The sequence below is a fragment of the Vibrio sinus genome (assembly GCF_023634645.1).
Classification (GTDB): domain Bacteria; phylum Pseudomonadota; class Gammaproteobacteria; order Enterobacterales; family Vibrionaceae; genus Vibrio; species Vibrio sinus.
Map to the genome: position 1 here is coordinate 297,039 of NZ_JAMKMR010000001.1, position 25,479 is coordinate 322,517.

General features: G+C 42.4%; 25 protein-coding genes and 1 pseudogene. 15 read left to right on the plus strand and 11 right to left on the minus strand.

Annotated features, from left to right (window positions below; all coding sequences use genetic code 11):
* Window positions 1–10: 10 nt before the first annotated feature.
* Both M9194_RS01205 and M9194_RS01210 read right to left on the minus strand, forming a co-directional pair.
* On the minus strand, window positions 11–1,333 hold the full coding sequence (locus tag M9194_RS01205; RefSeq protein ID WP_250610445.1) for a PTS sugar transporter subunit IIC: 1,323 nt from the start codon (window positions 1,331–1,333) through the stop codon (window positions 11–13).
* Window positions 1,334–1,384: 51 nt separating this feature from the next.
* The gene (locus M9194_RS01210; protein WP_250610446.1) at window positions 1,385–1,696 is read right to left on the minus strand and encodes a PTS sugar transporter subunit IIB; all 312 of its coding nucleotides are present in this window, start codon (window positions 1,694–1,696) and stop codon (window positions 1,385–1,387) included.
* 345 nt (window positions 1,697–2,041) lie between these two features.
* On the opposite strand from M9194_RS01210, the gene M9194_RS01215 reads away from it, so the two are divergent.
* Window positions 2,042–3,373: a PTS sugar transporter subunit IIC gene (locus M9194_RS01215; RefSeq protein ID WP_250610447.1), complete on the plus strand. Its 1,332-nt coding sequence runs from the start codon at window positions 2,042–2,044 to the stop codon at window positions 3,371–3,373.
* A 33-nt stretch (window positions 3,374–3,406) separates the two neighbouring features.
* Here the strand turns inward: M9194_RS01215 and M9194_RS01220 are convergent, their stop codons facing one another.
* Window positions 3,407–3,970 carry a pyridoxamine 5'-phosphate oxidase family protein gene (locus M9194_RS01220; RefSeq protein ID WP_250610448.1) on the minus strand — a complete coding sequence of 188 codons (564 nt, stop codon included), beginning with the start codon at window positions 3,968–3,970 and terminating at the stop codon, window positions 3,407–3,409.
* A gap of 625 nt (window positions 3,971–4,595) precedes the next feature.
* Here M9194_RS01220 and M9194_RS01225 point away from each other — a divergent pair.
* A complete protein-coding gene (locus tag M9194_RS01225) occupies window positions 4,596–5,147 on the plus strand; it encodes an MSHA operon transcriptional regulator (protein WP_250610450.1) in 552 nt (183 codons plus the stop codon).
* Window positions 5,148–5,194: 47 nt separating this feature from the next.
* Here M9194_RS01225 and M9194_RS01230 read toward each other — a convergent pair whose 3' ends face one another.
* Window positions 5,195–5,977, minus strand: a complete 783-nt coding sequence (locus M9194_RS01230; protein ID WP_250610452.1) for a substrate-binding periplasmic protein — start codon at window positions 5,975–5,977, stop codon at window positions 5,195–5,197.
* Between the two features lie 99 nt (window positions 5,978–6,076).
* On the opposite strand from M9194_RS01230, the gene M9194_RS01235 reads away from it, so the two are divergent.
* The 3 genes from M9194_RS01235 (at window position 6,077) to M9194_RS01245 (ending at window position 7,543) form a co-directional block, all read left to right on the plus strand.
* Window positions 6,077–6,613 carry a DUF924 family protein gene (locus M9194_RS01235; protein WP_250610454.1) on the plus strand — a complete coding sequence of 179 codons (537 nt, stop codon included), beginning with the start codon at window positions 6,077–6,079 and terminating at the stop codon, window positions 6,611–6,613.
* 73 nt (window positions 6,614–6,686) lie between these two features.
* A complete protein-coding gene (locus M9194_RS01240; RefSeq protein WP_250610456.1) occupies window positions 6,687–7,205 on the plus strand; it encodes an O-acetyl-ADP-ribose deacetylase in 519 nt (172 codons plus the stop codon).
* Window positions 7,206–7,234: 29 nt separating this feature from the next.
* On the plus strand, window positions 7,235–7,543 hold the full coding sequence (locus tag M9194_RS01245) for a cupin domain-containing protein (RefSeq protein WP_250610458.1): 309 nt from the start codon (window positions 7,235–7,237) through the stop codon (window positions 7,541–7,543).
* Between the two features lie 56 nt (window positions 7,544–7,599).
* On the opposite strand, the pseudogene M9194_RS01250 reads toward M9194_RS01245, so the two are convergent.
* Window positions 7,600–9,108, minus strand: a pseudogene (locus tag M9194_RS01250) (M4 family metallopeptidase); the annotation flags it as partial.
* A 507-nt stretch (window positions 9,109–9,615) separates the two neighbouring features.
* Here M9194_RS01250 and M9194_RS01255 point away from each other — a divergent pair.
* The 9 genes from M9194_RS01255 to M9194_RS01295 all read left to right on the plus strand — a co-directional run bounded on the left by M9194_RS01255 (window position 9,616) and on the right by M9194_RS01295 (window position 20,749).
* Entirely contained in the window at window positions 9,616–11,658 is a 2,043-nt protein-coding gene (locus tag M9194_RS01255; RefSeq protein WP_250610459.1) for a methyl-accepting chemotaxis protein, read from the plus strand.
* Between the two features lie 285 nt (window positions 11,659–11,943).
* Window positions 11,944–13,161 (plus strand): aminotransferase class I/II-fold pyridoxal phosphate-dependent enzyme, encoded by a 1,218-nt coding sequence (locus tag M9194_RS01260; protein WP_250610460.1) that lies wholly within the window; start codon window positions 11,944–11,946, stop codon window positions 13,159–13,161.
* Complete coding sequence (locus tag M9194_RS01265) at window positions 13,151–14,134, plus strand: glycosyltransferase (protein ID WP_250610461.1); 984 nt, start codon at window positions 13,151–13,153, stop codon at window positions 14,132–14,134. The genes M9194_RS01260 and M9194_RS01265 overlap by 11 nt, the downstream gene beginning before the upstream one ends.
* A 29-nt stretch (window positions 14,135–14,163) precedes the next feature.
* Window positions 14,164–16,149, plus strand: coding sequence for a bifunctional UDP-4-amino-4-deoxy-L-arabinose formyltransferase/UDP-glucuronic acid oxidase ArnA (gene arnA, locus M9194_RS01270; RefSeq protein WP_250610462.1), 1,986 nt, complete (start codon window positions 14,164–14,166; stop codon window positions 16,147–16,149).
* Window positions 16,139–17,035, plus strand: coding sequence for a 4-deoxy-4-formamido-L-arabinose-phosphoundecaprenol deformylase (gene arnD, locus M9194_RS01275; protein ID WP_250610463.1), 897 nt, complete (start codon window positions 16,139–16,141; stop codon window positions 17,033–17,035). The genes arnA and arnD overlap by 11 nt, the downstream gene beginning before the upstream one ends.
* A gap of 8 nt (window positions 17,036–17,043) precedes the next feature.
* Window positions 17,044–18,702 carry a phospholipid carrier-dependent glycosyltransferase gene (locus M9194_RS01280; RefSeq protein ID WP_250610465.1) on the plus strand — a complete coding sequence of 553 codons (1,659 nt, stop codon included), beginning with the start codon at window positions 17,044–17,046 and terminating at the stop codon, window positions 18,700–18,702.
* Complete coding sequence (locus M9194_RS01285; protein WP_250610467.1) at window positions 18,699–19,049, plus strand: EamA family transporter; 351 nt, start codon at window positions 18,699–18,701, stop codon at window positions 19,047–19,049. The genes M9194_RS01280 and M9194_RS01285 overlap by 4 nt, the downstream gene beginning before the upstream one ends.
* Entirely contained in the window at window positions 19,046–19,465 is a 420-nt protein-coding gene (gene arnF / locus M9194_RS01290; protein WP_250610469.1) for a 4-amino-4-deoxy-L-arabinose-phosphoundecaprenol flippase subunit ArnF, read from the plus strand. The genes M9194_RS01285 and arnF overlap by 4 nt, the downstream gene beginning before the upstream one ends.
* Before the next feature lie 117 nt (window positions 19,466–19,582).
* Window positions 19,583–20,749 carry a nucleotide sugar dehydrogenase gene (locus M9194_RS01295; protein ID WP_250610471.1) on the plus strand — a complete coding sequence of 389 codons (1,167 nt, stop codon included), beginning with the start codon at window positions 19,583–19,585 and terminating at the stop codon, window positions 20,747–20,749.
* 60 nt (window positions 20,750–20,809) lie between these two features.
* Here the strand turns inward: M9194_RS01295 and M9194_RS01300 are convergent, their stop codons facing one another.
* The 6 genes from M9194_RS01300 to arfA all read right to left on the minus strand — a co-directional run bounded on the left by M9194_RS01300 (window position 20,810) and on the right by arfA (window position 24,701).
* A complete protein-coding gene (locus M9194_RS01300; RefSeq protein ID WP_250610473.1) occupies window positions 20,810–21,625 on the minus strand; it encodes an alpha/beta fold hydrolase in 816 nt (271 codons plus the stop codon).
* A 33-nt stretch (window positions 21,626–21,658) separates the two neighbouring features.
* Entirely contained in the window at window positions 21,659–21,871 is a 213-nt protein-coding gene (locus tag M9194_RS01305) for a DUF3820 family protein (protein WP_250610777.1), read from the minus strand.
* Between the two features lie 25 nt (window positions 21,872–21,896).
* Window positions 21,897–22,244, minus strand: a complete 348-nt coding sequence (locus tag M9194_RS01310; protein ID WP_250610475.1) for a helix-turn-helix domain-containing protein — start codon at window positions 22,242–22,244, stop codon at window positions 21,897–21,899.
* 318 nt (window positions 22,245–22,562) lie between these two features.
* A complete protein-coding gene (locus M9194_RS01315; protein ID WP_250610477.1) occupies window positions 22,563–23,732 on the minus strand; it encodes a D-alanyl-D-alanine carboxypeptidase family protein in 1,170 nt (389 codons plus the stop codon).
* A gap of 170 nt (window positions 23,733–23,902) precedes the next feature.
* Window positions 23,903–24,265 carry an NADH:ubiquinone oxidoreductase gene (locus tag M9194_RS01320; RefSeq protein ID WP_250610778.1) on the minus strand — a complete coding sequence of 121 codons (363 nt, stop codon included), beginning with the start codon at window positions 24,263–24,265 and terminating at the stop codon, window positions 23,903–23,905.
* Window positions 24,266–24,548: 283 nt separating this feature from the next.
* Complete coding sequence (gene arfA / locus M9194_RS01325; protein WP_250610779.1) at window positions 24,549–24,701, minus strand: alternative ribosome rescue factor ArfA; 153 nt, start codon at window positions 24,699–24,701, stop codon at window positions 24,549–24,551.
* 537 nt (window positions 24,702–25,238) lie between these two features.
* Between arfA and M9194_RS01330 the strand changes: the two genes are divergently transcribed.
* On the plus strand, window positions 25,239–25,448 hold the full coding sequence (locus M9194_RS01330) for a cold-shock protein (protein ID WP_250610479.1): 210 nt from the start codon (window positions 25,239–25,241) through the stop codon (window positions 25,446–25,448).
* Window positions 25,449–25,479 lie beyond the last annotated feature (31 nt).

The window sequence follows — 25,479 nt, forward strand, 5'->3', positions numbered from 1 at the left end:
AATTTATGCGTTACACAGCGATAGGTTTGGTTTTTGGTTGTTGCTGCTCTTCCTCGAGTTCTTGCTTCAGCAGCTGCTTTTCGTAAGCTTTTAAAAACGGTAGGTACATCACCGCTGCCGTTGCCATACAAAATAGACTCATGACCACGGGAGCAAATGTCCAATTTGCCGCCCACGATGCGCCAATGGGGCCAGGTGTAGTCCATGGAGTTAGAGAAACAACGTGCTCTACTAACCCAAATTTGGTTGCAAACCAGGCTAGGCTGGCATTGACCATGGGAACAAAGATAAAAGGTAGGAAAAACATAGGGTTCATGATAATAGGAGCGCCAAAAAGGATGGGCTCATTAATGTTAAAAAAGCCAGGAACAATCCCCATTTTACCAATAGTGCGCAGGTGAGCGGCTTTACTACGTAACAGCAAAAACGCAAGAGGCAGCGTCGAGCCCACTCCACCAATCAGCAGGTAGTGATCCCAAAATCCTTGGACAAAAATATGAGGAATCGCTTCACCCGCCGCCATTGCAGCTTGGTTTGCTGAAAGGTTTGCCATCCAAAAGGGGTTCATGATACCGGTGACGATCAAAGCGCCATGAATCCCTGCAAACCACAACACTTGGCAAACCAACACCGCGAGCAAGACGGCAGGTAAGGTGTCTGAGGCAGAAACCAAAGGTTGTAGTAAAGACATAATGGCCTTGGGTAAGATCATTCCAGTCTCGGCTTGAACAAACAGATTTAACGGATGCAGTGTTAGTATGATGGCTAAAACTGGAATCAATATTTCAAACGAGCGGGCAACGCCAGTAGGCACTTCTGGAGGCAGTTTTATGGTGACTTTTTTTCTCTTCAAAAATGCATACACTTCGGTTGAATAAATCGCCGTCAGAATGGCGGTGAAAATACCTTGACCCGATAGGTACTGCATGGAAATCGCGCCATCTTTGATTGGTGCTGCAACCAGTAAAAATGACATCAAAGACAGCAATCCCGCCGTCACTGGTTCCAAATCATGGTGCTTCGCCAAACTGGCCGCAATACCAACGGAAATAAATATCGTCATGACCCCCATGCTCAAATTAAACGGCAGCATGAGTTGCTCGCGATAAGTCTTGGAAAAATCGAGCCAAGCCCGCGCAAAGCCCCAGCTGGTATCCGAAGAAAATGGAGGAAAGATAAACACCAGCATAAATGAACCCACAATCATAAAAGGTAATGCTGAAATAAACCCATCGCGAATTGAAGTAATGTATTTTTGTTGACCTAGCTTCCCAGCTATCGGAGTCACTTTTCGTTCAATGACATCGACCATATTGTCGTACAAAGCACTCATAATGTTGTCCCAATTGATGTGGAGTAAATGCAGATTAGTGGTTCGCTAAAATCAACGCTGGTTAATGAGCTCCAAAGCAAAATCCAGCACTTTGTCGCCCTTTTGCATTCCGTAATCCATCATGTTGATCGGCTCAACCTTGATACCAAAGCGATCCGCTTCTTTTTGCAGATCCGACTGCATGTACTTCACCTGAGGGCCGAGTAAAACGACTTGAAAACTGCCCACCTGATTGCTGAACTCCGACGCGCCATAGGCTTTTATTTCAGCGTCTATGCCACGCTCTTTGGCACTGGCTTCCATCTTTCTTACTAACAGAGAAGTGGACATCCCTGCTGAACAACAAAGCATTATCTTTTTCATTTGAGTACTCCTTTGTGGTTTAGAACCACGATTAATTTTCATGAGGAGCTATGACAGCCCTACGCTTCAGGAGTATTAATATGCGCCTTAAGGAAAATTTTGGAAACCGGTTTCCAAAACATTTCCGAGCCGCTGTGAAATCGATCATTACAATGGCTAACTTATCGCCAGATTTCGTGATCTGGATAAGATTTAGTAGAGGTAAAGGGTGCTAAAGCTTTCGTAAAGCTCAAATTGCAAACTGTGGACTAGCTGGCATTAATCGTGTTGTTTGATCGCCATCATTAATTATTTCGATATTATCCCTTACATTCGCCTCTGACTTAGGCCTGCCCAGGACCTGATATGAATCATTCACTTGCTGGCTTTGTTACTTCCCAATTAGAATTCTATCTCGCCCCTATCGCTCGTAAACTCGCACAAAACGTACACCTATCAGCTTTACGAGACGGCTTTCAGCTCTCTATGCCCTTTATATTTGTCGGTTGTATGTTTGTCCCTATCATATTTCCGCCATTTTCTGTGCCGCATTCAGAGTTCGCGACTTGGTGGGCCCATATCGCCCGCGCCTTACGGCCAACACTGCTTCCTACTTACCAACTCACTCTGGGAGTGGTTGGTCTTATCGTTGCTTTTGGTATTGCCACCAGCCTTGCGAAGCAATATAAATTGCCAGAACGAATATCGGGGTTAACGGGATGTATGGCTTTCTTAATGTTGGCAGGTATGGCGGACCCTACCCCACAGAACATTCGCTATTTGGGTGGCGCTGGCATTTTTACCGCGATCATCGCCAGCATCTATTCTGTAGAAGTAATACGTTTGTTTATCAAAAACAAATGGTATATTTCCATGCCAGAAGAGGTCCCATTGCTGACAGTTCAAAGCTTTCGTCTTATCGCTCCGATTATGATCATCATGCTGACATTGTCTTCTTTCAACCTGTTTCTCACCAGACACTTTGGTTTGCATTTCCCTCAACTGATTGAAGAAGTTTTTCATCCACTTCTCATGGCATCCGACACTTTAACGGCGGTGTTGATATCGATACTAATTTGCCAACTGCTTTGGTTTGTTGGCATTCATGGTGCCTTGGTAGTAACGGGAATTATGAACCCGTTTTGGATGTCTAATTTGCTGGCAAATCAGCATGCGATGGAGGCAGGCGCTGTAACACTTCCCCATATCTATCTGCCAGCATTTTGGGATTTTTTTGTTTTGATTGGTGGGGTGGGTTCAACGCTACCTTTGATCTATTTGGCGATCAAAAGTCGCTCAATTCACTTACGCTCCGTAGGGAAAGTCGGATTGGTTCCTTCGATATTTAATATCAATGAACCCATTTTGTTCGGCTTTCCTATCATCATGAACCCGATATTTATGATTCCATTTGTCTTAGTCCCGATGATCAATGCAACGATTGCGTGGTATTTAACTTCTGCGGGGATATTGGCCAAAGTGGTGACGATGATTCCCTGGTCGGTCCCAGCTCCAATAGGGGCTGCCTGGGCATCTAATGGCAGTTTCGCCAATGCTATGATGGTTGTACTCGCGATGGTTATTGCTTATTTTCTTTATCTGCCTTTTTTCAAGGCTCATGAAAAAATACTGATTGCCCAGCAAGAAGAGCGGCGAGGTGCTTTCCCGAGAAACCTTGCAACTCACCCCTCAAAGTGAAAACGTAAAGTATTGACAGCACGGCCGACTATATCAATCGGTCGTAATGCCTGTCCTTTTGACGATTTCCGTATCAAAACCATCAATACTGGTTTGGTTTTTCTTCACCCAATAGCGCTCGATTCCATCTTTACCTTGTTTCTCCGCCCAATTGGCCAAGTCATCTCGATCACTGACATAATCAAAATAAGGAACTGATTTCCCGCATGATGTCTGCACAGTATGAATTTTCTGGATGAAAATTTGCCTCATACCGTTACTTGGTGGGAACAGATCGACGTATTGCTTCCATTCGTCATCAAGCTGGTGGAGCACGGTGGCTTCTCCGTAGGTCCTAAGAATCAAAGGCGCACCTTCAAAAGCGCAAAACATTAACGTCATTCTGGGATTAAGGAGCACATGACTGGCGGATTCATTGCCACTGCCCGTTAAGTTTTGCCATGCAATGGTGTTTTCATCAATAACTCGTAACGAATCTCCGCCCTTGGGAGAAAGATTTACACTTCCTTCTCCAGCTGCGGTGGCAACAAAGTAAAGCTTTTGTTGCTGAATAAATTCAATATGCTTGTCCGATAGCTTTGAAAACTTTTGTCCCATATTTTCATCCTCAACTAACAAATAATTCTTACAATTTAGAAAAACACCAGAGAAATATCCAAATATTCAGGATACCCTATGAGATCTTATATTAGGCCCTTTCAACTTCACTTCACTCTATCACATCTTACCTTTTATGATAGCTATCGATTTTTCTATCCACTTTTGCAAACGCCAACATAGAAATATGACATTCGTATGACGAAAAATTTAGTTTTTTCTGTGTAATACCATTGAGATAAATGTAAATAATGAGTGACTTACCATCACGAAAAACTGTACATTAGCAATTAAATGTAAAATAATAGGGCGCAAATGCATTGAGCAGTACTGGTACAAGTAGACCTGAGCCTAAGAGTAGCAAGGTTGGACCAGTCAATGTTGTATCTATTGTCGAGTAAAGTCAGCTAACCAAATTCTAGGTGGAATTGCTTTATTCTCGAAGAAAAATAGATCTCCCTCAAAGACATTGAAAAGTGTCAGTTGCAAGATAGTAGCAAGAGCAATGCAGTATTAATCAATACAACATAACAGTGCGTCGTGCAGTACGGTTGGGCTTTTTCACGCAGGGAGATTTGGCGAAACTCCTGTCGTTAACTATTAATCAATTTTGTGCATTAAATAAATGAGTCAAGACAAATTCACCAATATCTATCGATTGCCAGGATCTATTCAAATTAGGATCGGCAAATGGCAGCAGACTTTTCGCGGCACTTCAGACATTGTGTTACACCAAGCTATTCAAGTCCGCAACAAACAATTTAAATCGAGAATACTTTCTCCTACTGGGTGGACGGTAAACTTGTTTGACAGCGAAGATATCTCTGTCACTCATCACGGAAAATATATACAAACGGCAATGCGCGCTCTAATTGACAGAAAAGTGGCCTACAAGAGAATTTACTTGTCCACTATGCCAATGGATCAGGCGGAGCCCGCTTTGGTGATGTTTAAACAAGAATGGATTCAAAAACACAATCGCGTAGCTAAAAAATACAATCATATAAAGCTTAAAGAGTTCTTAAGATACGCGATTGAAGAGCAAGAAACCTTGTACCCTTCAATACCTGAAGCTAAGTTTGATAAAATGCTTTGGAATAAACTGGTCACTTCTGAGCTTGGCCCTGCCAAAAAGTTCAATAACCCATTTTTTGTTAAGCAAGCATTAATAAAATAAAGTATGGCATATGAAGGTTTGCTAATATAAATAACTAACTCTCATTGCTATCTATATTTTTTCATAATACTTTGGTAAATCGTCACCCCATCTTCATTTTTTTTGGCCTTTATTCTGTTGAGGCCTTTTTGCAGCTCTTCTCGTACCGATTTATTTATTGACCTATTAAACGCGTAATATAAATAACCGTTATTTAGAATATATACAGTTTCGAAGATACTCGAATCTAAACCAGATTTCGCTGACCACCAATAAATGCTGTTTTCAGAGAAAGCCAATAAATCAATTCTATTTTTCAATAATAGCTCTAACAACCTAGTCACGTATGGCGCTTCTCGCATAGCCGCTCGAGGGATACCTAATGCCAAAAGCTTTTGCTCTCCTATATCATCACGGACAACGCCCACTCTATATTTTGCGATATCAATCGGATTATCAATTTTAACTTTCGAGCCCTTTCTAGTGATCAATACTAACTTGGCATCAGTAATTGGCCCAACCCAATTAAAAAGTTGCTCTCGGTGACTGGTACGAGTGGTTGAAAAAAGCACTGCTTTAGGGTTCGTTAAGGTTTCTTTATATGCAAAGGACCACGGCACCACTTGAATCTGGCTCGGTTTAATTTCCTGTCCAACCGCTGCCGCAGCTGCAACCAAAATATCCACCGAATACCCTTTCGCCACATCACCTTCAGAAAAATTAGAGGGAGGATAGTTTTCCGTGAAAAAAACGAGATCAGAAAAGCTGTTTTCACTTGCAGTTGCTAAAGAACTTGCAAGCATCAACGCCCATAGCATCCCTATTAACACATTGACGTGTAGCCATTGCATGTCGTTCCCTAAATGCGACATTATACGTACTCTAAAGCTAGTTGATAAATAATTTGTCGTCTAGAGTTTCACTATGTTTGTCTGGAGAACATATCGCCTATGTACACTACAGTTCTGGATTTCTGGTTTAATCAATTAACCCCCGACCAATGGTTTGCCGTCGACGAAAAATTGGATCAAAAAATACGAGAACAATTTTCCACACTTTTAATACAGGCCTCACGCGCCGAGCTTTTCGATTGGCGTCACTCTGCCAGAGGACGTCTAGCAGAAGTCATACTACTGGACCAATTTTCTCGCAATATTTATCGAGGAAGAGCAGAATCATTCAGCCAAGACCCATTAGCACTGGCCCTTGCTCAAGAAGCGGTGTCTCTCGATTTAGATATGGAACTGATACCAACCGAGCGTTCTTTTCTTTATATGCCGTATATGCACAGTGAATCGAAAAAGATACATGCAGAAGCCATCAAACTGTTTGAAAAACTCGATAATGAAAGCAACCTTAAGTATGAGCATTTACATAAAGATATCATCGACAAATTTGGCCGTTATCCACATAGAAACGTGATACTAGGTCGAGAGAGTACAAGCGAAGAGATTGAATTCCTAGCTCAACCCAATTCCAGCTTTTAGATACGAAGTCCACAAGCTTTGGGATTGTATAGGAAGATAATAAGGTACTGTACTGGGAGAAGAGAAAGCTCTGATGTCAACTAACATACAATTAGTTCACGGCGATATCACCACAGCGGTAGTCGATGTCATTGTAAATGCTGCAAATCCAAGCTTACTCGGTGGCGGGGGTGTCGACGGTGCTATTCACTCGGCTGCGGGCTCTAAGCTACTTTCTGCTTGTCGAAAGCTGCCTGACAACAACGGAATTCGCTGCCCACATGGCGGTGCAAAAATCACCGAAGCAGGAGACTTGCACGCGAATTACGTCATTCATGCTGTTGGGCCTATCTATAGTCAATCTCATGACCCTGAAACAACACTTCGCTCTGCTTATGCCAGTTCATTGGATCTTGCCATCGAGAACCAATGCCAAAGTATTGCTTTTCCTGCGATATCTTGTGGCGTATATGGCTACCCGTTGCCTGATGCAGCGAATATTGCTTTAACTACCTGTTTACTTAAACAATATGCCCAATTAGACATTCGTTTTTATCTGTTCAATCAAACGATGTTTACCCTTTGGCAACAGCAGCTTGATCGGCTAACTTAAACCTTGTCCACGAATTTGGTGATTCCTATATGAACTTGTTAACTGACTTACCCAGCAATTTGTCTGATGAAGTGTTTGAAGATCTTCTCTGTGCTGAGCACATTCGCATCGAGAGAATCGTCTCCAAGGGACACAGTTCTCCTGACGACTACTGGTATAACCAAGATGAAAATGAATGGGTCGTTGTGTTGTCTGGTGAAGGCTGTATCGAGTATGAGGATGGTAAGCAAGTAACGCTAAAGCCCGGCGACTATATTAATATTCCTGCAAGGACAAAGCATCGTGTTCTGCGCACTCTACCAGATACTGAAACTGTTTGGCTGGCCATATTTTATTAGGACTGGCGGGCAAAATGCCCGCCAGTCCTAGCTTTCTAAGTGATAACTAATTATGAGCAGGTGGCGTTAACACCGACCGTTGCAAAGGCTGACTCAACATCTGACGCACTGTAGCCTAAATCAGTCGCAGCTTTAGCAACACCACATCCGCCTTGGTCAAAGTTGCTGTTCGCAGACCAATACAATTGGTTTGCAACGGCAAAGACTTCAAAGCCTTTGCGGACATCCCAACCCTTTTTATTCGCTAGCAAATAAAAGGCCCGGTTGAATACTCCACTAGAGTAGTGAACGTTCAAGCCATCGTAATACTCTGAAGCATCATCGATCGATTTACCATCTTTTGATGGAGTATCGAAATATCTTAATCCACCGGTTGATTTGAAAATATCGGCACCCACAACCCAGTCAACTTTGCCTTTCATGTAGTATTCAGCCGCCTCACCCGCGATGTCAGAAAATGCTTCGTTAATCCCACCTGACATTCCTTCGTATACTAGCCCTGAGTTTTGCTCGGTAAATCCATGGCTGACTTCATGGGCACTAACATTGATATCCACCAATGGGTAGAAGGTAGTATAACCGTCACCAAAGGTCATCGACGAGCCGTTCCAAAACGCATTTTCGTAGTTTCTATCATAGTGAACGCGCATCATTAGCTGGAACTTAAGTGGCGCCGTATTCAACCAATCTTTATACATGTCAAACACAACTTGACCAAAGTACTGAGCATCGTTGATCGGTGAATATGCTCCATTGACTTGTTTATAGTTGTTGTAGTTGGAAGAATCCGAACAGGTATAGCTGTATGCTTTGTTGCCAAAGTTATAGCGCCTGTTTTTCATATCGACCGTTTTGACATTGGTCGTATCCATCGTACAAGTGGTACCGGTTTTATCGACCAGAAATGCTGGATAATCCTTGCCATAGTTGTAGTCGCCAGTTTTAACATTGCCACCGGGTCCGGTGCCGTGCTCTTCATTGTGAGCTAGTCCTTCCCAGCGTTTTATGATCTTCCCTGAATTCGCATCAATAAAGAAAAATGGTCGGGTCGGCTCTTCAGCTTCCACGTAGAAGTTAACCATGTACACCAACTGAGCCTTGGAATTACTATCTAGCTTAACCATTAACTCTGAGTGAGGATTTTGAAACTCAACATCCTCACCGGTTAGACTTGTCTTTGTTTCAAAGGCCTTTTTGGCAATGGACAACGCTTCGCTGCCCTTAATGTTGGCCTTCACTGCAACGACATCAGCGCTGATGCCTCTCAGCATTTGGCCAGTGACCTGCTTAGGCTCTTGTGCCGTCTTGGTGGCCACCACCGCCGTATCAAAGACAGGTACACCATAGTAGGTTTGTTGATAGCGTACTTTTGTCTTACCGTTTGGTAAAACGACCGTTTTTTTGACTTTAAACCCTAACTCTTGCGGTACGATACTATTTGTAGCTGCAAGTCCTTGTTCTAGAAGAGCATTATCATTGACTTTGACCATTTCAGCGGCGTTGGTTGAAAAAGCCAAGGCCGCTCCAATAGCAACAGCTAAGAGTTGACGTCTAGTAGTTTTCATTTTTTAAATCCTAGTATTTTATTGTTAGTTAGACTTCCTATATTCCACTGCAGGAAGGCTGGATTATTTTTTCCAGCACATAAAAGATGGCGTACGAATTCGTAACTTTCTAGAATTTCAAGTAATTTGTCATTTCAATGTGTCAACTTAACTAGACGAGAAAGACCAAATAAATAGAGTAAATACGTAATTTTCACAAATAACTCTTAACATTCAACAACTATAAGTGATAAAAATATGACAACATTTAAATAACCATTTTATAAACAAATAGTTATTACTTAAATTTATAAACTTATGAACATATTCGATAACAACAATGTCATTCACAAAAACCTGTATTAGTCCATGCGTTTTTCTTTGTTTTTTGAAGCTGTAGGACTGGCAAAGCGATTCCCTTGCTAATTTCGTCTATAGTTGATTAAAGGGTGGCACTAGGATCAATACATACTTCAGTGCACGATAACGATTAGAGAAATACGACGACAAGGTTAAATGGATTGAACTATGTTGGATCGCCTAAAAAACACCAGTGTTGGCTTGCAATTAAAGATTGTCATTACATTGTGCTTAATATTCGCATTTTCAGGCATTGCTGTTCTGGTTTATCACAACGCCTATTCATTACTGTTAAAGAAGACGTTAACCTCCCATCAAGCACAGATTGAAGCATTAGCTGAAACCATTGCAGGTCAATACAATGCCTATCTTGAAACCGCCAAGGTACTCGATTCCACCTTTAAAAACGGTTACTTGGCAGGTGTTTACCAAGAAGACTATAGCGTCGACTTTATGGGCCAGAGCATCAAAAATATTACCCAGTACGGAGAGAGCTTAGTCAACGACACCAAACTTGTTGATAGTTTTACAAGAGATACTGGATCGGTTGCGGCTTTATATGCACCACTTGGGAACGAGTGGATCGTTGTGTCATCGTCTCTCAAAGATCCCTCTGGGCAAAGAAGCATAGGTACAAAACTTTCACCTTCCCATCCAGGTTATAAAGCTTTAATGAATGGCGAGGAGTTTTATAGTAATGCTGTCTTATCTAATAAACGTTACATCACTTATCTTGCCCCTATAAAAACGGCTACTGGTAAGATTATCGCCATCACTTCTGTTGGATTGCCCGTTGAAAATGCAACCCAAGATCTGTTCAACTCACTACGAAATGTGACTTGGGGGGAAACCGGAACAACGGTTGTGGTTGATAACGATAATGCCCATCGTGGTGAATTTTTACTAAGTCAAGATACAAGCCAGACAGATAGGCTTATTCAGGAAGTAACGGATGCGGCAGGTCAGAGACCATTTTCTGTCATATTTGACTCGAAGAGCGGCCTAATCGAGTACCCATCTCAGTTCCCTGGCAAAGGTGGAACAGGTGAAAAGTATATGGTTTTCACCGAGGTCCCTGGTTGGAACTGGAAGCTTCTGGGTGGAACTTTTGTTGACGAAGTCACTAAGGAAAGTACCACTTTATTAGGTCTGATTATTTTGGTAGCCGCTATTATTGGTATTGCCACTCTCATCCTTCTTACTCTGTTTCTTAACAACACACTTAAACCTCTTACGACTCTCAACCAATGTGTGAAAAGGTTAGCAAAAGGGGAAGTCAGTATAGAGATACAAAAAGGCACCGCAGATACACAAAATGAGATAACCAGCTTAACCAATGGGGTTGCTGATATGGCATGTCAGCTTAAAGAGCTCGTCACTCAAATTTCATCAACAAGTGATGCGGTAAGCAACCAATCACAAAATGTTGCTCGTGACGCCAAATTAAACTTAAGTCAAGCTGACTCACAACAAAGTAAAGTTGAGCGAGTGGTTGCCTCTATCGATCAAATGACCGTTTCTGCTAAGTCCATTGCCCAACAAGTCGATGCTATCGTCGAAAATGTACGCATAGCCAACAAAGATAGCCAATCTGGATTAAACATGGTCGAAAATATGAGCTCAGGAATGAATGTGCTTAACGATAACTTGGCCCAATCATCCGATGCCATCAATCAAGTAGAGAAAGACAGTGAAGGCATTCAAAATGTCACGAAGATGATCGATGAAATCGCAGAGCAAACTAATTTGCTCGCACTGAACGCTGCAATTGAGGCGGCACGTGCCGGAGAGCAAGGGCGAGGCTTTGCTGTGGTCGCAGACGAAGTACGTACGCTTGCACAAAGAACACAGAACTCGGTCAAGGACGTGGTGACCATTATAGAGCAATTGAAAGCTTCAACATCAAGCTCGGTAGAACTCATGAGTCAAAGCCAAACTAACGCGACAGAGGTGATTGAAAAAGCGTTGCAAGTCGGTGAAGGTTTGAGGTCCATCGCCAACCAAGTCCACAGTATCTCGGAACAAGCTGAGACCATTTTATCGACATCAGAAGAGCAAGCGAGTGCTGCAGAAGAAGTCGCTGCGAACACCTTACAAATCAGCGAACTCAATAGGCAAAGTCGAGAAACAAGTGCGCAAACTTCAAGCAGTGCACAGGACTTGGAACAGCAAGCCTCTGTGCTAAAACAAAAAGTTGGCTTCTTCCACTAATTTTTCACCTTTCCACTGATATACTCAAGAAATTAGAAATCGAAACGGATGTAATTTTCAGGCACTGCTTACATAAACATACATTATGGGTATTTACACGCCTTGATAATTAGCAAAACCTAGCGACAACCGTTTGATTATAGTAAAATTTTGTCCTCACCATACATAACCATACACCATGCCTATTTACTTTGTGTCCCAACCTCCCTATATTTCCGAAGTAGTTATCTAACTACCCTTTGGGCTTGATGCTATGACATCTATTTGACAAATGAGTCATCTTTAATGTACACACTGTACCGGATTTCAACCAATTCACTGGACAAACACGTGACCGACGAATTTCTTCCACTGTGCCGACCAGCTACTGATGAAAATGACATCAATGCTCTTATTGATGTGGTTAGATCTGGCTGGATAACCACTGGCCCTAAAAACGCAGCATTAGAAAAAGAGATAAGCCAATTGACGGGCGCTCCTCACGTTGTAGCATTAAGCAGCGCAACCGCGGGCATGCATTTAGTGTTGAAAGCGCTAAACATTGGGCCTGGAGACGAAGTAATTACCCCATCTCTAACTTGGGTATCGACGGCTAATATGATTTGCCTAGCTGGTGCCAAGCCTGTATTTGTCGATGTAGACCCGAATACCTTGATGGTTTCATCAGAGCAAATTGAACCTCTTATCAATAAGAACACAAAGCTGATTATACCCGTTCATTATGCCGGTGCTGCATTAGAGTTAGACGCTATCTATGATTTGGCCAAGAAATACGACATTCCTGTTGTTGAAGATGCCGCACATGCGCTAGGGGCGGAATATAAAGGAAAACCCATTGGTGCCCGCGGGACCTGCCTATTTTCATTGCATGCCATTAAGAATATTAGCGCGGGCGAAGGCGGCCTATTGACAACCTTCGACGCAAAAATTGCTGACGCAGTACGCCGCTTGAAATTCCATGGTTTAGGTGTTGATGCCTTCGACAGAAAGGAGCAAGGCCGCTCGCCTCAAGCAGAAGTGATTGAGCCTGGTTTTAAATACAACCTGCCAGATATCTGTGCCGTTTTAGCCCTCGGTCAATTGAATCGAATAGATGCAATCACCGAGAAACGCCGGGTACTAGTGGAACATTACAGCCATCTATTAAGCACTGTTAGCGGGATAACCCCTTTATCCATCCCATCTTACCCGCATAAACATTGCCACCATTTGATGATCGTCAAAGTCGACCCAACCGAATTTGGCGTTGATCGTAATGACCTTATTGAACTGTTGAAACAACGCAACATAGGGTCAGGCATACATTTTCGACCTATTCACCAACAAAAATACTATAGAGAAAACTACGTCACTCTATATGGTGAACCGAATACAAATTTAAACCACACCGAGCTTGTTGGCTCACAAATATGTTCACTACCACTCTTCCCTGACATGTCACTAGGAGATGTCGAACGAGTAGTAGAAGCCATCAAAGATATTGCGAGTAAAAATGAAAAATAACCAATCTGTAGGATTTGTATCCATCGTTATACCCGTCTATAACGAAGAGGCGACACTGCCAGAGCTGCTACGTCGTACTAAAATAGCAGGGGATAGCTTAGAGCAAGACTATGAATTGATCTTAGTCGACGATGGGAGCAGAGATCGCAGTGCTCAGCTCATCGAAGAAGCAGCGAATCAAGATGGTAGCGCTGTGGTTGGAGTCATCCTTAACCGTAACTACGGACAGCACAACGCTATTATGGCCGGGTTTAATAAAGCCAAAGGCGACGTCATCGTGACACTGGATGCTGATCTGCAAAACCCACCTGAAGAGATCCCTAAGCTTATCGCAGAGATTGAAAAAGGGTTTGACTCCGTGGGCACCGTGCGTCGTAACCGTAAAGACTCCATGTTACGCAAACTGCCATCGAAGATGGTAAACCTATTGGTTAAAAAGTCTACTGGCATCGCCATGACCGATTACGGCTGCATGCTGCGTGCCTATCGCAGACACGTAGTGGACGCAATGTTGGAATGTCACGAAAGAAGTACGTTTATTCCTGTGCTTGCGAATGGCTTTTCTCGTCACACTAGTGAGATCGATGTCGATCATGACGAACGTGCAGATGGAGAGTCCAAATACAGCTTCATGAGCCTAATCAGCTTAACCTTCGATTTGGTCACCAGCATGACGACTGCACCACTTCGAATGCTAAGTGTATTCGGTGCAATCATGGCGGCACTGGGTATTTCGTTCGGCATACTGCTGTTTATATTGCGCTTTATTTTTGGAGCCGAATGGGCGGCTAACGGAATTTTCACATTGGATGCGATATTGTTCGTGTTCATTGGCGCTCAATTTATCGGTTTGGGGCTTTTAGGTGAATATATTGGACGTATATATTCAGACGTAAGAGCAAGACCGAGATATTATGTACAGGAAGTGATTGTGGGCCAGGCTGCTAAAGAAGCGCGTGAGTCAAGTAAGTAATTGTAAATTAGAGAAATTTGGAAAATATTATGAAAACTGTTGTTTTCGCTTACCATAACTTTGGTTGTGTTGGTATTCAAAGCTTAATTAAAAGTGGTGTAGAGATCTCTGCCATTTTTACTCATATCGATGACAAAAACGAAAATGTTTACTTCTCATCAGTCGCTAAACTAGCCGCAGACCATGGCATTCCTGTCTATGCACCAGAAGACGCCAATCACCCTATTTGGGTTGATAAAATCCGCTCACTTAAGCCGGACATGATCTTCTCTTTCTACTATCGCAATATGTTGAGCCAAGATATCCTAGATTGTGCGCCAAAAGGGGCATTCAACCTACATGGCTCTTTACTGCCAGCCTATCGTGGCCGTGCTCCAATCAACTGGTGCTTAGTCAACGGTGAGACCGAAACTGGCGTCACGCTACACTCTATGGTCGCTAAAGCCGACGCTGGAGATATTGTTGCTCAGCGTTCACTCTCTATCGGTGATGAAGATACTGCCGCCACGCTTCACCAACGTCTACTTGAACTAGCAGACACTATGTTGCTTGAAGTCATACCACAGCTGAAAGATGGCAAGGTGACATACACAGCTCAAGATGAATCGAAAGCGTCATGCTTTGGCCGCCGTACACCGAAAGACGGTGCAATCGACTGGAACAACGATGCACGCAGCATCTTCAATTTAGTTCGTGCAGTGACTGAACCTTTCCCAGGCGCATACTCATACCTCGCTAACCAGAAAGTTATCATCTGGAAAGCGAGCGTTAGCGAAACTCAATATGACAGCACTCCTGGGACCATTGTCTCTACTAACCCACTTGTCGTTGCCTGTGGAACAGGTTCAATTGTCATCGAGTCAGGACAAGTTGAAAATGGTCTATACCTAAACAGTGAACAGCTCACCTCTGAGTTGCACTTAGTGAAAGGCACACGTTTTGGCTCGGCAAACAACCTCAGTAAGAAAAAGCGCCAGAAAGTGCTTATCTTAGGCGCTAATGGCTTTATTGGTACTCACTTAACTCGACGCTTGCTAGAAGATGGCAATTATTCCATTTATGCGATGGACATGAGCTCTCATCAAGTATCTGAGTTCTTGGATCACCCTGACTTCCACTTTGTTGAAGGTGATATCACTATCCATAATGAGTGGGTTGAATACCATATCAAGAAGTGCGACATCGTACTGCCTTTGGTTGCTATCGCCACTCCAATTGAATATACCCGTAACCCATTACGTGTATTTGAACTAGATTTCGAAGAAAACCTGAAAATTGTTCGTGACTGTGTGAAATATAACAAGCGCGTGATTTTCCCATCGACTTCAGAAGTGTATGGCATGTGCACAGACGACGAGTTTAACGAAGACACGTCGCCACTTATTGTTGGACCAATCAACCGCCAGCGTTGGATTTATTCTACCTCTAAACAATTGCTTGACCGCGTGATTTGGGCTTACGGACAAAAAGAAGATCTGAAGTTCACCCTATTTAGACCATTTAACTGGATGGGTACGCACCTTGATAGTCTGGATTCTGCAAGAGTAGGCTCAAGCCGTGCCATTACTCAGCTTATCTTAAACTTAGTAGAAGGTACGCCGATTAAACTCATTGACGGTGGTGAGCAAAAACGCTGCTTTACGGATATCAATGACGCTATTGAAGCTTTGTTCCGTATTATCGAAAACAAAGACAATAACTGTAATGGTCAAATTATCAACATTGGCGCACCATACAATGAAGCCAGCATCAAAGAGCTTGCTGAAACCTTAGTCGCCAAGTTTGAAGCTCACCCACTAAGAGCACATTTCCCGCAGTTCGCTGGGTATAACCTAGTAGAAAGTAAAGCCTTCTACGGCGATGGCTATCAAGACGTTCAACACCGTCGCCCAAGTGTTGACAATGCTAAGAAACTGCTTAACTGGGAACCAAGCACTCACTTTGAAAAGACTATCGAAGAAACATTGGATTTCTTTTTGAAGGGTGCGCTAGAAGAGATGAAGCATGACCAATAGCCCAATAAAAGTTGGCCTACGGATTGATGTGGATACGTTCCGAGGGACAAGAAAAGGGGTACCAAAGCTGCTAGAAATACTGAACAAGTATGATATCAGTGCCTCATTTTTCTTTTCCGTCGGACCGGACAATATGGGACGCCATTTATGGCGTCTTATACGCCCCGACTTTTTTAAGAAGATGCTTCGTTCAAATGCGGGTAGCTTATATGGTTACGACATTTTGTTTAAAGGAACCATGTGGCCAGGCCCGAATATTGGCAAAAAACTTGGCCACGTAATCAAACAAACTGATGATGCAGGGCATGAAGTCGGATTGCACGCGTGGGACCATCATAAATGGCAAATCAAAATAGACGATATGTCAGCGGCTCAGCTTTCCCAGGAGATTGAGAAGGGCTATATGTCACTTCAGTCTATCACTGGTAAAGAGGTGGTATGCAGTGCTGTCGCTGGCTGGCGTTGCAATGACCAAACCATTGTAGAAAAGGAAAAGCACCCATTTCGCTACAATAGTGACTGCCGTGGTGAATCCATCTTTATTCCGAAAAACGGCAAAACGCCACAGATTCCAGTCACCATGCCAACCTACGATGAGTTGATTGGAGAAAATGGTATTACCGATGAGAACTATAATGACCACATTATTCAGCTCATCAAACCAGAAGGCCTGAATGTGTATACCATACACGCAGAAGTCGAAGGTATCCAATATGCGGATATGTTCGAAGCATTAATCAAAGATGCGATTTCTAAAAATATTCAGTTTGTTCCTCTTGGCGAATTACTACCAGAAAATGACGCCAGCTTACAAATCAACGCCATCGAAAATATTGCTTTCGAGGGCAGAGAAGGCTGGATAAGTCAGCAGGCAGTACCAAACTAGAGATTGTAATGAAATACCTGAAAAACTCATGGCCTGTGATCCTCATAGGCTATTTTTTGCTTACTTATATCTTCCCTTTAAATTTTCACGCGCTGTTCTCGCCAGACGAAATCAGGTATGCAGAGATTTCGAGAGAAATGGTGGCTAGTGGTAATTGGGTGGTGCCTCACTTTAATGGCCTAAGGTATTTCGAAAAGCCAATTATGGCCTATTGGCTGAACGCTATCTCGCAAATCTTATTCGGAGAGAATAACTTTGCTGTGCGCTTACCCTCCGCGCTGGCTGTGTTAGGCTCTGCTGCATTCCTGTATTTTTTTGTGGCCAAAGAAACCAAAAGCAAAAACATTGCTGGCATCTCTACAGGAATTTTCCTCAGTATGTTTCTGGTGGTCGCGGTCGGAACATATAATAGTGTCGACAGTGTATTAAGCTTTTTCTTAACCGCTTCCTTCGTGTCATTTTATTACGCTGTCATGTCAGAAGAAGCGCGGCAAAAAGCCAAGCTTTACTTTATTGCTGGCGCATTTTGTGGCGCGGCATTTCTGACCAAAGGCCCATTGGCCCTAGCACTACCAGTGATTGTCGTAGGTGGCTTTTCCATCTGGCAAGGAAAGACATTGTCGCTAGTGAAATACGGTTTCATCAGTGTACTTGGCGCGTTGGTCGTCTCTTTGCCATGGAGTATCGCGGTCTACCAACAAGCACCCGATTACTGGCACTATTTCTTTTGGATTGAAAATATCAAACGCTTTTTTGGCAGTGTTAATGTCGCCCAGCACGCTGAGCCTATATGGTATTATATCCCTTTCGTACTAATAGGTATTTTGCCTTGGCTTTTTGTTGCCAGCTCTTTACTTAAAGAAACCTTAAAGAACAAGGCTCACCCATTAATTCAATATGCACTACTTTGGGCCCTACTCCCTTTCATTTTTTTCTCGGCTTCTGAAGGTAAGATAGCCACCTATATTTTGCCGTGTATGGCACCCATTGCAGTGCTGCTTGGCTATGGGCTAAAACAAGTATTTGACAACCAATCTCGTGTATTCAAGTTCGGCCTCTGGTTACATCTAACAATAGCCTTACTGTTAGTCGTTGCTATTTTTGTCGCTTTTTACCTACATAAATTGCCCTTGGAGAGTGGTGAGGATGACAAAGTTTGGATTTTTGCGTTTATCTTTGCATTTTGGTCGGCCTGCATCTTTTATGCGATTAGAACAAAACGGGTGACATCCTTTGTTGTCGCACATATGCTGGCGCCGGTCGCATTAATTGGTTTATTTGGCCCTGTGCTTCCTAACAAAACCAAACAAGCGCAATTACCACAATACTTTATTGAGAAAATTGCCAAAGACATTTCTCCCGATACACTCATTGTGGCGGACTATCCTTCAACCATGTCCGCGTTTAACTGGTATCTAAAACGCTCAGACATCTATCTCACGCTCGGAAAAGGGGAAGTTCAATATGGACTTAGTTACCCAGACTCAAAATACCGATACATTGAATTTAGCCAATTAGGTCAATTCATTGAGAAAAAGCGTTTAACGCAGCCTGTATTGATTGAGTTTAGTAATGATGTAACTCTACCAAAAGGCTTTCCAGCCCCGAATAAAGTCATTCAATATGGCAAGTTCCGTGCGCTATTGTTCAACCAGGTAAACCAATGATTACTCTATTCCTGTTTATTATTTCGGTCCTCTCGAGCTCATATAGCCAATATTGGCAAAAAAAGACCGCGATGTTGATTGACAGCAACCCAAAGGCTTCCGTGCTAGAGAAAGTACTTAGTCTTCCGGCTTTGATGTCAATATTCTTTCTGTTTCTTGCTGCGGTAACTTGGCTGGGTGTGCTTAGAGAATGGAGTGTGTCCATTGCCTACCCAATGTTGAGTGTCAATTTCATCATCATGCTGTTCATTTCTCATTTTTGTTTCGGTGAAGACATTAAGTCTCGCCACTGGCTGGGTAGCGTCTTAATTTTGTCAGGCGTGGCATTATTAGGGAGCGCATTATGACCCAAAGCTCTGGCTATAAAGACGGCGTTAAATTTGCGCTACTTAGTGTGTTGCTAGTTACTGTTGCCCAAATATCAATGAAACTAGGGGTAATGAATCTACCATTTAACACTTTAAACGCTATTCATATAGATAGTATCTTGCGCTTTATTACACAGCAGTGGACACATCTTGCATGGTTAGCGCTTGGATTAATGTGTTATGCCTTATCAATGTTAGTGTGGGTTGTCGGCCTAAAATATCTGCCACTCAGTATCGCCTACCCTCTTCTTAGTATCAGTTATGTGCTGGTTTATTTTGTCTCTATGCTGATTCCTCAGTTTAGTGAACATTTTTCCATCGTTAAACTGTCTGGTATTATCCTCATCATTGTAGGGTTAAAAGTATTTTTTTCTGGAAGTAAGACGAAGTCGTAAACGCAAATCTCAATGGCGAGTTGCCATTCAGAGCGCAAGTATTTATATAAAAGAGGTTACTTCTATCAAGGAGCGATAAGGTGGCGTCATCGTTTAGTTAAAAATCGGAGTGTTATCTTGAATATAGCAGTCGCTGGAATCGGGTATGTAGGACTATCAAATGCGGTACTACTCTCCCAAAACCATCATGTCATCGCGTTAGATATCGATGAACAAAAAGTGGAGTTACTCAACCAACGAGTATCGCCGATAGTGGATAGTGAAATCGAAGACTTTTTTCAAAATCGAACGTTGCAACTGGATGCGACCACCGATAAACATCTTGCTTATCAAAACGCAGATTTCGTTATTATCGCCACACCCACTGACTATGACCCAAAAGAAAACTACTTCAATACCCGCTCCATTGAAGCCGTTATTCAGGATGTGATCGAAATTAACCCAGATGCAGTGATGGTCATAAAATCGACAATACCTGTTGGATACACGGATAAAGCCCGTGAGAAATTCAACACTAACAACATTATCTTCTCTCCTGAGTTCCTGAGAGAAGGAAAAGCGTTGTATGACAATTTACATCCTTCACGGATTATCGTTGGAGAAAAAAGCGAACGCGCGGAAACCTTCGCTCAGCTCATTGCAGAAGGCGCAACGAAAAAGCACATCCCAACGCTATTCACTAATTCCACTGAAGCTGAAGCCATCAAGCTGTTTTCTAACACCTATCTTGCTATGCGAGTCGCTTATTTCAACGAGCTGGATACGTACTCAGAAACCCATGGCTTGGATTGTCGCGATATCATAGAAGGCGTGTCACATGATCCAAGAATCGGCTTTCAATATAACAACCCATCATTTGGTTATGGGGGATATTGTTTACCGAAAGATACCAAACAGCTACTGGCAAATTATAAGGATGTTCCCAACAACCTTATCCAAGCTATTGTCGATTCCAACACCACGCGAAAAGATTTTATTGCGGAATCTATAATCGATAAAAAGCCAAAAGTCGTTGGTATCTATAGGCTCGTAATGAAGACTAATTCCGATAACTTCCGCTCTTCTTCAGTTCAAGGGATCATGAAACGCCTAAAAGCAAAAGGCATCGAAGTCGTGATTTATGAGCCATCGTTAGAGGATGATCAGTTCTTTAATTCTAAAAACTACAAAGACCTCGAACAGTTCAAACAAGACGTGTGCCTTATCGTGACTAACCGTATGTCAGCAGAGCTAGATGATGTCGTAGATAAAGTTTATACCCGAGATCTGTACCGACAAGATTAGCGCCTTTCGATAAAAAAATAGCTGCTTTCGCAGCTATTTTTTGTATTCCTTAAGCCTCGCCTACCGAGCATTATGTAGTAAGAATTCACTTAGCATCGTCGTAACAAGCTCTGGCTGCTCTAAGTTGCTAATATGTCCGGCATTAGGGATCTCAACCAATTGACTACCGGCAATTGTATCTTGCATAAGATATGACTCCATCACAGGCCTTGGAATATCTTCTTGACCTACAGCGAGCAGCACTGGAAGAGTAAGAGTTTCGATATCTTCCATCATGTCTCGCCGACCAAAAATCATACGACCCATTCTTGCAATTTCTATGGCCTGCTCACCTTTAATTGACTGCAGTCGCTCACTAAACGCGTTGACAAGTTGCGGCGATTGCTCCGCACCATTGCGAGCAAAAAACATAGGGACCACAGCTTGCAAAATCGGTGGTGGCACCATTTCCATACTAGAGATAGTATCTAGCATCGAAAAGTACTTTTGATGTGTTACCTCGGGTTCAAGGCCAACAAATGTATCCATCATGACTAGGCTCTTGATACGACTCGGTGCTAACAGCGCCAATTCTGCTCCCCACATTCCACCAACCGATAAGCCAATGATAGAAAACTGCTCCACGTCCAGATGATCCATTAACGCGAGCATGTCATTTGCAATATCTTTTAGACTGGATGTATTTTTCGGAGCAGAAGCAGACTGGCCGTGAGCCCATAAATCTGGCACGATACAGCGATAGGTTTGACTGAGCACCTCAATTTGGGGTGACCACATCTCGTGATCCCAAAGGTAGCTATGCCCAAACAGAACAACAGGCCCTTCACCTTTATCAATATAAGCGAGTTCCTGGCCATTAATAGTAAATTTTTTCATCAGTTTTCGTCCATTTTTTCTACTACGTAAGACTTACTTAAGCGGTTTAACTAACTCATCCAATCCTTCAATTTTGAGAGCTAAACACAATTGCATAAGCTGCCCAAGCTCTCCATCGGGGAACTGACTTTTGTTGGCAAACCATAGTAGATATTCTTCAGGGAGATCAATAAGAAACGTCCCATTATATTTTCCAAATGGCATTTTTGTCGATGCCAATTTCACTAACGAAGATTTATCAAACATCATTGTTACTGCTGTTCATCATTTTTTAAGGTGTACGGTGGACATATTCCACAATCACACTATTACCTTCAATGTAAGCTCTCTGGATTTCACCATCCACGCTCATTTTGCTCGTTAAGTGCACTTCTTTTGGCGTGGTTAGGTTATTCTGCACCATAGAGGGAATGACTTTACGCGGGTCTACATTAAGGTGGTCACAGAACTCGCTGACAAATGTCATAGAAAGAGGAGTTGCACCACGCAATAACTTAGAAAATTCTAGCTGAGATAAGCCTAGTCTTTTGACCATTTCCATTTGAGTGAGCCGCATCTTGGCTTTTTGAGACATCCATACTTGATTTAACGCTTCTCGATCTTCTTGGGTAAAATCCATCTACATACCTCCAAAAAACATACCGTTCATTCAACTACTCAACTTTACAGACATGATGTTACTTGGGTTATTCGCGGGTGAATGTTAATAGTGAGGCGAAGCAAATACCAAGTAACGAGAATTTAACAGTGTCGGAAAAACCTGATTTCATATTGTCAATATGCGGTGAGATTTAGATGAATGTTGTATAGAAAGTGACATCATCCAAAAACTATGAAATGATTCAACGTGATAGCGAATAAAAAGCCGTTAATTCAAACGCGTATGTTAGGCCTGAGTTAAGTGAACAACAAAAGTTGATCACTTAACCAGCGATTGTCAGAACCAGGTGGATAACCATTTTTTGAACCAATCGGTCAACCGCTTAAACCAACTTCCTTCCTCTACGTTTTGTAGAGCGACAAGATCAGCCTGTTTTACTTCTTTATCCTGAACTTTGTAAATAATTTTGCCTAACACTTCACCTTTGGAAATTGGAGCACTAATATCCTTGCTGTATTCAATAGAAGCAGTCAACTTACCCGCTTCGCTTTTTGGCAACGTGATATACACGGGAGTATCTAGACCAACCTCCACGTTATCTTTGTTCCCCATCCAGACTCTAGCGTCAGCGATCTTCTCGCCCGCATTATTTGGCTTAACGGTTTCAAAAAACCTAAACCCGTAGCTAAGCAACTGCTTACTTTCCATTTCTCGGCTTTTAGCACTTTTCGAACCCATTACAACAGATATCAAGCGCATGTCACCATTGGTCGCCGAAGTGGCGAGGTTATATCCTGCTCCACTGGTGTAACCTGTTTTCATTCCGTCCACATTAAGACTGCGATCTCTTAGTAATCCATTGCGATTGTACTGAGTGATCCCATTGTAAGTGAAGGCAGTCTCACTGTATAACGGATAAATATCAGGAAGATCTCGAATGATTGCTTGACCTAATTTCGCAATATCTCTTGGGGTAGAATACAAGCCTTGACTATCTAAACCATGAGGGTTGGTATAAGACGTTTTATCCAGGTTTAATTTATCTGCCCAAGAGTTCATTAGGCTCACAAAGGCTTTTTGCGAACCCGCGACATGCTCCGCAATAGCAACACTGGCATCGTTACCCGATTGCACTATCAATCCTCTATACAAGTCTTGCATTGAGACTTTAGTGCCCACTTCAATAAACATTTTTGAAGAATCAGGAAAGTTTTTTGCCCATGCATTGCTGCTAACCACTACCACATCATCCTTACTGATGTTACCGCTGTTCATCTCCTGACCAGCGACATAAGCGGTCATTAACTTGGTTAAACTCGCGGGATTTAGACGTATATCCGCATTCTTTTCTACTAATACTTTTCCTGTGTTGTAATCCATCAATATGTACCCCTTCGCACTCAAAGCTGGCGGAGATGGAATAATTGTTGGACTGGCTATCGATACTGGGGAAATCAAGGCCACTGCGAATGAGATTACTGCAGAGGCAAACGATGTGTTCTTCATAATGCCTTACCAAATTTCTGACCTAAGGTTGAGTATAAAGAAATGCTAAGAAGGATTTAGGGAGATTTTACGTTTTTTTACTTAAAATAAATATTTATATCAAAGAGTACAAAATTCATCACATTTTGATACATTTAGAATGCGACGAGACCCAGAAAACATACTGCAGGCTACTTCAAGTAGCCTGCTTTAACCAAACGCTTGCGCTCAAATATATCTCGGTATGTGAACCACAAAAATGTCGCCACAATTGAGAAAAACAAATAAGACATCGCGAATACAATTGGAGAGGTGATGAGATCAGCGGATAGACCCCAAGCAATGCCTGTCACTGTCACTGTCAACTTCGCAATCATTCCACATAGTAGTAAGAACAAAGCGAATTCAGGAAAGCGAGTACTTCTAAAAGCAAACCAATAACAACTAGCAACAGCAAGTGTGGCAATGGATAATCCAAGAACAAATGAATGCCAGTGATCAGCAGAAGCAACACCCGCAGACACGCTTGCCATTAGCACTAATACTAATTTCATCATTCACCTCAACAATCAGGATTTAAAATAACATAAGTGAAAACTTATTTTTCGATATTATCACCTTTTAGAGTCAGTAAATCAACTCTAGAAACGCTTAAATCTTGAAGTAAAAGTGTAAGAATGTGACTTGCTAACTGTCTGTTTTACAGTTAAGTATGCTGTATATAAGGGAAAAGAATAGAAAATAACCCATTTTCTTATTCAACTTCACAAATATCATGGTTATGCGATAAGTTTCATTAACCTGTTGTGTGAGGTAAAGTCCTAGCCAAAAACGTGCTTATGCTGCTTTTGGGTAGGACTCTAGCCCCTTATGCTTTGCCTTACGACTGTAACTACCTTTGCCTTTTTTCGCTTTTACTACTCGAGTTTTAAACAGCTTACTCGTCACCAGCGCTTTTAGTGCACTATCTTTTATCGTGCCACGCTCGATGTCGCACTCGTCGTATTGTTTGTTTTATGTCATCTAAGATTACTCCGTATTGTTGAAGACAGACTGAACCAAAACAACTTAGGTATGCCGCTTGGTCCATACGCTAAATTTGTTTTGGTTCAGCCGACACTATTTTACCGCCATAGGATAGGTAGATAAAGCTTAGTAATAGAAAACCTATTCCTGTTGCGAATCATTCTCAGTAAAATAATGTTCTTGAAATGATGATTTCGTAGAAAACTAATAAACAAAAAAACGTTTCATTGTTATGAAACCTGATTTTTGTGCTTCAAAAATGAAACCTAGCGCATAATTTTGTTTGAAAACAGAGAAAAATATGAGGATCGAGTCTAATATTCGTTGACTTGCAATGCGATTACTCTAAACTCGATTGCAGCTAGAAAGCAGTTCTTTGTTTACACATACATTTCGTTGGATTATTTGTAACTCCCCCGTCGTGTCGTACGCAATAGCAATCTACTTTTCCACGCTATCCGCGCCGAATTCGGCCCTATTGTTTAATTTAGGATATTTATTATGTCTAACACAGTTACTGGTACTGTAAAATGGTTCAACGAAACTAAAGGTTTCGGTTTCATTCAGCAAGAAAATGGACCTGACGTCTTCGCACACTTCTCTGCAATTTCTGGTGACGGCTTCCGTACACTAGTTGAAGGCCAAAAAGTTGAGTTCGTTGTATCTCAAGGTCAAAAAGGTCCTCAAGCTGAAAGCATTAAAGTGCTGTAAGCCAACCGCTTTTTTGTAAAATAGCCAGCTA

Coding starts and splice junctions, on each gene's coding strand:
- M9194_RS01205 (WP_250610445.1), bottom strand. CDS start 1,333: ATGAGTGCTTTGTACGACAATATGGTCGATGTCATTGAACGAAAAGTG.
- M9194_RS01210 (WP_250610446.1), bottom strand. CDS start 1,696: ATGAAAAAGATAATGCTTTGTTGTTCAGCAGGGATGTCCACTTCTCTG.
- M9194_RS01215 (WP_250610447.1), top strand. CDS start 2,042: ATGAATCATTCACTTGCTGGCTTTGTTACTTCCCAATTAGAATTCTAT.
- M9194_RS01220 (WP_250610448.1), bottom strand. CDS start 3,970: ATGGGACAAAAGTTTTCAAAGCTATCGGACAAGCATATTGAATTTATT.
- M9194_RS01225 (WP_250610450.1), top strand. CDS start 4,596: ATGAGTCAAGACAAATTCACCAATATCTATCGATTGCCAGGATCTATT.
- M9194_RS01230 (WP_250610452.1), bottom strand. CDS start 5,977: ATGCAATGGCTACACGTCAATGTGTTAATAGGGATGCTATGGGCGTTG.
- M9194_RS01235 (WP_250610454.1), top strand. CDS start 6,077: ATGTACACTACAGTTCTGGATTTCTGGTTTAATCAATTAACCCCCGAC.
- M9194_RS01240 (WP_250610456.1), top strand. CDS start 6,687: ATGTCAACTAACATACAATTAGTTCACGGCGATATCACCACAGCGGTA.
- M9194_RS01245 (WP_250610458.1), top strand. CDS start 7,235: ATGAACTTGTTAACTGACTTACCCAGCAATTTGTCTGATGAAGTGTTT.
- M9194_RS01255 (WP_250610459.1), top strand. CDS start 9,616: ATGTTGGATCGCCTAAAAAACACCAGTGTTGGCTTGCAATTAAAGATT.
- M9194_RS01260 (WP_250610460.1), top strand. CDS start 11,944: ATGTACACACTGTACCGGATTTCAACCAATTCACTGGACAAACACGTG.
- M9194_RS01265 (WP_250610461.1), top strand. CDS start 13,151: ATGAAAAATAACCAATCTGTAGGATTTGTATCCATCGTTATACCCGTC.
- arnA (WP_250610462.1), top strand. CDS start 14,164: ATGAAAACTGTTGTTTTCGCTTACCATAACTTTGGTTGTGTTGGTATT.
- arnD (WP_250610463.1), top strand. CDS start 16,139: ATGACCAATAGCCCAATAAAAGTTGGCCTACGGATTGATGTGGATACG.
- M9194_RS01280 (WP_250610465.1), top strand. CDS start 17,044: ATGAAATACCTGAAAAACTCATGGCCTGTGATCCTCATAGGCTATTTT.
- M9194_RS01285 (WP_250610467.1), top strand. CDS start 18,699: ATGATTACTCTATTCCTGTTTATTATTTCGGTCCTCTCGAGCTCATAT.
- arnF (WP_250610469.1), top strand. CDS start 19,046: ATGACCCAAAGCTCTGGCTATAAAGACGGCGTTAAATTTGCGCTACTT.
- M9194_RS01300 (WP_250610473.1), bottom strand. CDS start 21,625: ATGAAAAAATTTACTATTAATGGCCAGGAACTCGCTTATATTGATAAA.
- M9194_RS01305 (WP_250610777.1), bottom strand. CDS start 21,871: ATGTTTGATAAATCTTCGTTAGTGAAATTGGCATCGACAAAAATGCCA.
- M9194_RS01310 (WP_250610475.1), bottom strand. CDS start 22,244: ATGGATTTTACCCAAGAAGATCGAGAAGCGTTAAATCAAGTATGGATG.
- M9194_RS01315 (WP_250610477.1), bottom strand. CDS start 23,732: ATGAAGAACACATCGTTTGCCTCTGCAGTAATCTCATTCGCAGTGGCC.
- M9194_RS01320 (WP_250610778.1), bottom strand. CDS start 24,265: ATGAAATTAGTATTAGTGCTAATGGCAAGCGTGTCTGCGGGTGTTGCT.
- M9194_RS01330 (WP_250610479.1), top strand. CDS start 25,239: ATGTCTAACACAGTTACTGGTACTGTAAAATGGTTCAACGAAACTAAA.